The 9,247-nt window shown below is 74.1% G+C and carries 1 protein-coding gene; it reads left to right on the top strand.

The annotated features are described in order from the left end of the window. Nucleotides 1-9,247: type I polyketide synthase (locus ABZX90_RS43430; protein WP_355213681.1), on the top strand; the 9,247-nt coding region annotated here is incomplete at both ends.

Raw genomic sequence — 9,247 nt, 5'->3', positions numbered from 1 at the left:
CCGCGCGGCACGGTGCTGATCACCGGTGGCACGGGTGCGCTGGGCGGGCACGTCGCCCGCTGGCTGGCCGGTGCGGGTGCGGAGCACCTGGTGCTCACCAGCCGCCGCGGCCCCGCGGCGCCCGGCGCCGTGGAGCTCGTCGCGGAGTTGGAGGAGCTCGGCGCGGCCGCGACCGTCGTGGCCTGTGACGCGGCCGACCGTGACGCCCTGCGGGCGCTGCTGGCCGAGCACCCCGTCAACGCCGTCGTCCACGCCGCCGGCGTCGGCGACCACGTCATGATCGAGGACTCCGACCCGGCCGGGTTCGCCGGCACGGTGGCGGCCAAGACCGCCGGTGCCACGCACCTGGACGAACTGCTGGCCGGTCAGGAACTCGACGCGTTCGTCATGTTCTCCTCGGGCGCCGGCATCTGGGGCGGCGCCGGCCAGGGCGCCTACTCGGCGGCCAACGCCTACCTGGACACCCTCGCCGAGTACCGGCGGGCACATGGGCGCACCGCGCTCGCCGTCTCCTGGGGCGGCTGGGCCGAGGGCGGCATGGCCGCTGTCGGCGACGGAGAGGAGATGCTGCGCCGCCGCGGCCTGCCCCCCATGCGGCCCGCCCTCGCGATCTCCGCGCTCCAGCAGGCGCTGGCCGACGGCGAGACCGCCCTCACCGTCGCGGACTTCGACTGGGAGCGGTTCATCGGCCCGTTCACCGTCACCCGCCCCAGCGCCCTGTTCTCCGATGTGCCCGAGGCGCGCCGCGCCCTGGAGGCGCCGGCCCCCGGCGGCGCCGAAGCCGGCAACGCGCTCGCCGCGAAGCTGACCGGGCTGCCGGCGGCCGAGCAGGACCGCACGCTGGTGGACCTCGTCCGCACGCACGCGGCCGCCGTGCTCGGCCACGACGGCACCGCGGCGGTGGAGTCCGGCCGCGCTTTCAACGACCTCGGCTTCGACTCGCTCACCGCCGTCGAACTGCGCAACAAGCTCACGGCCGACACCGGCCTGAAGCTGCCCACCACGCTGGTCTTCGACTACCCCAACGCCACGGCCCTGGCCCGGTTCCTGCGCGCCGAACTGCTCGGTTCACAGGACGTCGCGCAGCAGGAGCAGCGCACGGCCGCCGCCGGCGACGAACCCATCGCGATCGTGGCCATGAGCTGCCGCCTCCCCGGCGGCGTCGGCTCGCCCGAGGACCTGTGGCAGCTCGTGACGTCCGGCGGCGACGCGATCTCCGGCTTCCCCGACGACCGCGGCTGGGACGTCGAGAACCTCTACGACCCCGACCCGGGCACCCCGGGCAAGACGTACGCGCGCGACGGCGGCTTCCTCTACGACGCGGGCGACTTCGACGCCGCACTGTTCGGGATCTCGCCGCGCGAGGCGCTCGCGATGGACCCCCAGCAGCGCCTGCTTCTGGAGGCCTCGTGGGAGGCGTTCGAGCGGGCCGGCATCGACCCGGCCTCCCTGAAGGGCAGCCGCACCGGCGTGTTCGTCGGCATGTCCTACCAGGGCTACGGCGCGGGCCTCCCGCAGGTCCCGGAAGGCGTCGAGGGCCACCTGCTCACCGGCAGCGCCGCGAGCGTCGTCTCCGGGCGCGTGGCCTACTCGTTCGGACTGGAGGGCCCGGCCGTCACCGTCGACACGGCGTGCTCGTCGTCGCTGGTCGCCCTGCACCTGGCCATCCAGTCGCTGCGCACCGGCGAGAGCACGATGGCCGTCGCCGGCGGTGTGAACGTCATGGCCGTACCGGCCGCGTTCGTGGAGTTCAGCCGTCAGCGCGGGCTGGCCCCTGACGGACGGTGCAAGGCGTTCGGCGCCGGCGCCGACGGCACCGGCTGGGCGGAGGGCGTGGGCGTGGTGCTCGTGGAGCGCCTCAGCGACGCGGTGCGCAACGGCCACGAGATCCTCGCGGTCGTGCGGGGCAGCGCGGTCAACCAGGACGGCGCGTCCAACGGTCTGACCGCGCCGAACGGCCCGGCGCAGCAGCGGGTCATCCGGCAGGCCCTGGCCTCCGCCGGGCTCAGCGAGGCCGACGTCGACGCGGTGGAGGCGCACGGCACGGGCACCGCTCTGGGTGACCCGATCGAGGCGCAGGCGCTCCTCGCCACCTACGGGCAGGAGCGCCCCCGGGCGCTGTGGCTGGGCTCGCTGAAGTCCAACATCGGTCACGCTCAGGCGGCGTCCGGCGTGGCCGGTGTGATCAAGATGGTGATGGCGATGCGCCACGGCGTCCTTCCGCGGACGCTGCACGCTGACGAGCCGACGCCGCACGTGGACTGGTCGGCGGGTGCGGTGAGGCTCCTGACGGAGGCCGTCGACTGGCCGGAGACGGACCGCCCGCGCCGCGCCGCGGTCTCGTCCTTCGGCGTCAGCGGCACCAACGCCCACACCATCATCGAGCAGGCCCCGGTGGCCGAACCGGCCGCCGTCGCACCGGTCGAGGTCTCCTCGGCGACCGTGCCGTGGGTCCTGTCCGGCAAGTCCGAGGCCGCGCTGCGCGCCCAGGCCGAGCGCCTGTTGTCCCTCACCGCCGACGGCGCCGAACCGTCCCTCACCGACGTCGGCCTCTCGCTGGCCACCACCCGGGCCGCCCTGGAGCACCGCGCCGCCGTGGTCGGTGCCGACCACGGCCGGATCGCCGAGGGCCTGCGGGCCCTGGCCTCGGGGGCGCCCGCTCCCGGCGTCGTCCTCGGCCGCGCCGACGCCGGCCAGGTCGGGTTCCTGTTCTCCGGGCAGGGCTCGCAGCGCATCGGCATGGGGCGGCAACTGTACGAGGCGTTCCCGGCCTTCGCGGAGGCGTACGACGAGGTGTGTGCGCACCTCGACCGGCACCTCGACCGGCCACTGCGGGACGTGGCCTTCGGCGAGAACGGTCACGAGGACGGCGAGGAGCTGAACCGCACCGCCTTCACGCAGCCCGCGCTGTTCGCGCACGAGGTCGCCGTCCACCGCCTGCTGGAGTCGTGGGGCGTGCGGCCGGACTACCTGGCCGGGCACTCCGTGGGCGAGATCGTGGCCGCGCACGTGGCCGGGGCGCTGTCGCTGGAGGACGCGGCCGCACTGGTGACGGCTCGTGCCGCGCTGATGCAGGCCCTGCCCGCCGGCGGAGCCATGATCGCCGTCCAGGCCACCGAGGACGAGGTGCTGCCGCACCTCACCGACGACGCCGACATCGCGGCGATCAACGGCCCGCAGTCCGTCGTGGTCTCCGGAGCCGAGGACGCCGTAGCCGCCGTCGCGGACTTCTTCGCCCGGGAGGGCCGCAAGATTTCCCGGCTCACCGTGAGCCACGCGTTCCACTCGCCGCTGATGGACCCCGTGCTGGAGGACTTCGCCCGCGTCGTCGGCGGTCTGCGCTTCGAGACGCCCCGGATACCGGTCGTCTCGAACCTCACCGGTGAGCTCATCGAGGCGTACACGGCGGACTACTGGGTCCGGCACGTCCGCGAGGCCGTGCGCTTCGCCGACGGCATCCGGACCCTGGGCGAGCTGGGCGTGACCACGTTCGTGGAGACCGGCCCCGGCGCGGTGCTGAGCGCCATGGCCCAGGGCTGCCTGGACGGCGCGGTCACCGTTGCCTCCGCACGGTCCGGCAGCCCCGAGCCCGAGGCGATCACCGGCGCTCTCGCCCAGCTCCACGTGCACGGCGTGCCCGTCGACTGGCGGGCGTTCTTCGCCGGCCGCGGCGCCCGGCGCGCCGACCTGCCCACCTACGCCTTCCAGCACCAGCGGTACTGGCTGGAGACCACCGCGCCCACGGCCGTCGCGGGGACCGACGCCGTGGAAGCCGGGTTCTGGGAGACCGTGGAGCGCGAGGACGCCCAGTCCCTCGCCGCCACCCTCGACCTGCCCGTCGAGCAGTTGGACGCGGTGCTGCCCCGGCTGTCCGCGTGGCGCCGGCAGCAGCGCCGGGAGTCCGCCGTGGAAGGCTGGTCCTACCGCACGAGCTGGAAGCCGCTCAGCGACCTCCGGGCGCACGAACTGCCGGGCACCTGGCTCTTCCTGGTCACCGAGGTGCCCGAGGACACCGAGGCCGTCGAGTGGACCGCCGCCGTCGCCGACGGGCTCGCCGCCCGCGGAGCCCGGCTGGTCCGGGTGGCGGTCGACCCGGCCGCCGACCGCGGCGCACTGCTGCGGCAGCTCGGCGAGGCCGTCCGGGAGACCCCGTTCGACGGTGTGATCTCCCTGCTCGGCACCGACGAGAGGCACCACGCCGGACACCCGGCTCTGTCCGTCGGCACCGCGCTGACCCTCGCGCTCGTCCAGGCCCTGGGCGACGCGGGCATCGACGCCCCGCTGTGGGCGCTGACCAGGTCCGCCATGTCCACCGGCCGGGCGGACGCGGTGCCGAGCGCCGCCCAGAACGCCGTCTGGGGCCTCGGCCGGGTCGCCGCGCTGGAGCACGCGCCGCGCTGGGGCGGTCTGATCGACCTCCCGGACACGGTCGACGACCGGATCGTCGGCCGTCTCGCCGCGGTGCTCGGCCAGTCGGCCGAGGACCAGATCGCGATCCGCGCCCGCGGCGTGTTCGGCCGCAGGCTCTCCCACGCCGCCGCCCACCGGAACACGCGGGCCGGGGAGCGGTGGACGCCGCGCGGCACGGTGCTGATCACCGGTGGTACGGGTGCGCTGGGCGGGCACGTCGCCCGCTGGCTCGCCGGTGCCGGTGCCGAACACCTGGTGCTCACCAGCCGCCACGGCCTCGACGCGCCGGGCGCGGCGGGTCTCGTCGCGGAGCTGGAGGCGACGGGTGTCCTTGTCACCGTCGCCGCGTGCGACGTCGCCGACCGTGAGGCGCTCGCCGTGCTGCTCGCCGAGCACCCGGTGAACGCCGTCGTCCACACGGCGGGCGTGGACCAAATGGAGCCGCTGGAATCCATGACGCCGGGCGCCTTCGCCGACGTGCTGTCCGCCAAGGCTGCCGGCGCCCTGCACCTCGACGCGCTCCTCGCCGGCCGGGAACTCGACGCCTTCGTCCTCTTCTCCTCCATCGCCGGCCTGTGGGGCAGCGGCCACCAGGCCGCCTACGCGGCGGCCAACGCCCTGCTCGACGGACTCGCCGAACGCCGCCGGGCCCAAGGCCTGCCGGCGACCGCCGTGGCCTGGGGCCCGTGGGCCGGCGGCGGCATGGCCGAGGCCGACGGCGCGGACGAACGACTGCGCCGCCGCGGCCTGATCCCGATGCCCGCCACGCTCGCCCTGGCCGGCCTCCGGCGGGCGCTGGACTCCGGCGAGGCGACCGCCACAGTGGCCGACGTCGACTGGGAGCGGTTCCTGCCCCCGTTCACCGTGGGCCGCCCGAGCGCCCTGCTCGGCGAACTCCCGGAGGCCGAGCGGATCCTCACCGCGGACAGCACCGCCGGCGGGCCCGGCACGGCCGCCGCCTCGCCCCTGGCCGACCGCCTCGCCAGGATGCCCGAGACCCAGCAGCACGCGCTGCTGGTCGACCTCGTCCGCACACACGCGGCGGCCGTCCTCGGTCACAACAGCGCCGGCGAGGTCGAGGCGGACCGGGCGTTCAAGGACTTGGGCTTCGACTCCCTGACCGCCGTAGAACTGCGCAACAAGCTCAAAGCCGAGACCGGCCTCGCACTGCCCCCCACACTGGTCTTCGACCACCCCAACGCCCAGGCACTCGCCCGGCAGTTGCGCACCGAGCTCACCGGCCTCACCATCGCGGCCGCTCCGGAAGCGGCCGCCGCGCCCGCCGAGGACGACGACCCCATCGCGATCGTCGGCATGGCGTGCCGGTATCCGGGCGGGGTGCGCTCGCCCGAGGACCTGTGGCACCTGGTGGTCTCCGGCGGCGACGCCGTCGGCGACTTCCCGGCGAACCGCGGCTGGGACGTGGACGGCATCTACGACCCGGACCCGGACGCGTCCGGCAAGACGTACACGCGCCGCGGTGGATTCCTGTACGAGGCGGGGGAGTTCGACCCGGGGTTCTTCGGGATCAGCCCGCGTGAAGCCGTGGCGATGGATCCGCAGCAGCGCCTGCTGCTGGAGACCACGTGGGAGACGTTCGAGCGGGCCGGCATCGACACGGAGTCGGTGCGCGGCAGCCGTACCGGAGTCTTCGTCGGCTCCGGCTACCAGGACTACGCCGCCCGGGCCTTCAACGCGATAGACGATTCCGAGGGCTTCTTCGGCACGGGCAACTCGGCGAGCATCATGTCCGGCCGTATCGCCTACACCTTCGGCCTGGAGGGCCCGGCCGTCACCGTCGACACGGCGTGCTCGTCGTCGCTCGTGGCCCTGCACTGGGCGATCCAGGCCCTCCGTAACGGCGAGTGCTCCATGGCGCTGGCCGGCGGCGTGATGGTCATGTCCACCCCGCGTGCCTTCGTGGAGTTCAGCCGCCAGCGCGGGCTGGCCCCTGACGGGCGGTGCAAGGCGTTCGGCGCCGGCGCCGACGGCACCGGCTGGGCCGAGGGCGTCGGCATGCTCCTGGTGGAGCGGCTGTCCGACGCCGTGCGCAACGGCCACGAGGTGCTGGCGGTCGTACGGGGGAGCGCCGTGAACCAGGACGGCGCGTCCAACGGTCTGACCGCGCCCAACGGCCCTTCGCAGCAGCGGGTGATCCGGCAGGCGCTCACTTCCGCGGGCCTCACCGCCGCCGACATCGACGCGGTGGAGGCGCACGGCACGGGCACGACCCTGGGCGACCCGATCGAGGCGCAGGCGCTCCTCGCCACGTACGGGCAGGAGCGGCCCGCAGGACAGCCCCTGTGGTTGGGCTCGCTGAAGTCCAACATCGGCCACGCGCAGGCCGCGGCGGGTGTCGCCGGTGTGATCAAGATGGTCATGGCCATGCGCCACGGCGTGCTCCCGCAGACCTTGCACGTCGACGAGCCCACGCCGCACGTGGACTGGTCGGCCGGTGACGTCCGGCTGCTGACCGAGGCCGTGGAGTGGCCCGAGTGGGACCGCCCGCGCCGTGCTGCCGTGTCGTCCTTCGGCGTCAGCGGCACCAACGCCCACACCATCATCGAACAGGCCCCGCCGGCCCCGGCCGAAGAGGTCACCGTCACTCCGGCCCCGGCCCTCCTGCCGTGGGTGCTCTCCGCCAAGAGCAGCGCTGCGCTGCGCGACCAGGCACGACGACTGCTGGCCTTCGTGGAGGACGGCATGTCACCGGCCGATGTCGGCTTCTCGCTGGCCACCACCCGGAGCGCCCTGCGCCACAGGGCGGCCGTCATCGGCGAGAGCTGTGACGACTTCCGCCGCGGACTGGGCTACCTGGCCGCCGGAATGCCGTCGCCCGGAGTCGTCCAGGGCCGGCCGGGAGGCAAGGTCGGCTTTCTGTTCTCGGGTCAGGGTTCGCAGCGGATCGGTATGGGGCGTGAGTTGTATGCGGCGTTCCCTGTCTTCTCCGATGCGTACGACGAGGTGTGTGCGCGTCTGGAGGCGCCGGTCGACGTTGACGTCGAGACCCTGGATCAGACCGGGTGTGCCCAGCCCGCTCTCTTCGCGGTCGAGGTGGCGCTGTTCCGCCTCCTCGAATCGTGGGGTGTGCGGCCGGATTACGTGGCCGGTCACTCGGTGGGTGAGATCGCGGCTGTTCATGTGGCCGGGGTGCTGTCGCTGGACGACGCCGTGAAGCTGGTGTCCGCGCGGGCTGCGTTGATGCAGGCGCTGCCAGCTGGTGGTGCGATGGTCGCGGTCCAGGCCACCGAGGACGAGGTGCTGCCGTATCTGACCGACGAGGTCGGCATCGCGGCGATCAACGGCCCGCGGTCGGTCGTGGTCTCCGGGGCCGAGGATGCGGTGCTGGAGATCGCGGAGGTCTTCACCCAACAGGGCCGTAAGGCGTCCCGGTTGAAGGTCAGTCACGCGTTCCATTCGCCGCTGATGGACCCGATGTTGGACGAGTTCGGCCGGGTCGTGGCGGGTCTTGCCTTCAACGAGCCGCGGATTCCTGTGGTCTCCAACCTCACTGGGCGCCTGGCCGAGGCGTACACCCCGGAGTACTGGGTCCGGCACGTGCGCGAAGCGGTGCGCTTCGCCGACGGCGTCGAGACCCTCGGCGAGCTGGGTGTGACCACGTTCGTGGAGATCGGTCCCGGCGGTGTCCTCAGCGGCATGGTGCAGGGCTGCATGGACGAGGCCGTCACCGTGCCCGTGCTGCGCGGTGACCGCCCCGAGCAGCAGGCCCTCGTGACGGCCCTGGCCCATCTGCACACGCACGGCGTGTCCGTGGACTGGAACGTGTTCTTCGCCGGTGCGCGGAGGACCGACCTGCCGACCTACGCCTTCCAGCACGAGCCGTACTGGGTCGACGCCCCGCGAACCGCTGCCGCCGCCGAAGCGGACCCGGTGGACGCGGAGTTCTGGGAGACCGTGGAGCGCGGGGACCTGCAGGCCCTCGCCGAGACCCTCGGCATCGGGGCAGGGGACGCGTTCAGCGACGTGCTGCCGAGTCTGTCGTCGTGGCGGCGGCAGCGCAAGGAGCAATCCGCCGTGGACAGCTGGCGCTACGGCGAGTCGTGGAAAGGGATACCCGACCGCGCCCCGGAGGGCCCTGCCCGGATCGGTATATGGCTGGTTCCGGTCAGCGCTGCACAACTCGGCGACGACTGGGTCACCGCCTGCCTCCGCGGGCTGACCGAGCGTGGCCTGGCCCCGCTGCCGGTCCCGGTCGAGCCGGCCACCGGCCGTGAGGACCTGGCCGCGCAGCTCGCCCGAGCGGCCGGTGACGAGACCGTGGCGGGTGTCCTGTCGCTGCTCGCCGCCGACGGCGAGGCCGCCCCGGCGACCGCCGCACTGACCGTCGGCGTTGCACTGTCCGTCCTGCTCGTCCAGGCCCTGGGCGACACGGGCATCGGCGCCCCGCTGTGGTGCGCGACCCGGAACGCGGTGGGCGTGAGCCCCGCTGACGAGGTGACGGACCCGTACCAGTCCCAAATCTGGGGTCTGGGCCGGGTGGCGGCGCTGGAGCACGCGCCGCGCTGGGGCGGTCTGATCGACCTCCCGGACACGGTCGACGACCGGATCGTCGGCCGACTCGCCGCGGTGCTCGGCCAGTCGGCCGAGGACCAGGTCGCGATCCGCGACCGCGGGCTGTTCGTGCGGCGCCTGTCGCGTCTGCCCGCAGCCCTGAGCGAGCGTTCGTGGTCGCCGCGCGGCACGGTGCTGATCACCGGTGGTACGGGTGCGCTGGGCGGGCACGTCGCCCGCTGGCTCGCCGGTGCCGGTGCGGAGCACCTGGTGCTCACCAGCCGCCGCGGCCCCGCGGCGCCCGGCGCCGCCGGCCTCAAGGCCG

The sequence above is a fragment of the Streptomyces sp. NPDC002935 genome (genome assembly GCF_040611295.1).
In the GTDB taxonomy this organism is placed as follows: domain Bacteria; phylum Actinomycetota; class Actinomycetes; order Streptomycetales; family Streptomycetaceae; genus Streptomyces.
Note: the sequence above shows the minus strand (reverse complement) of the source record. Positions and strands in the feature narration are given on the sequence as shown.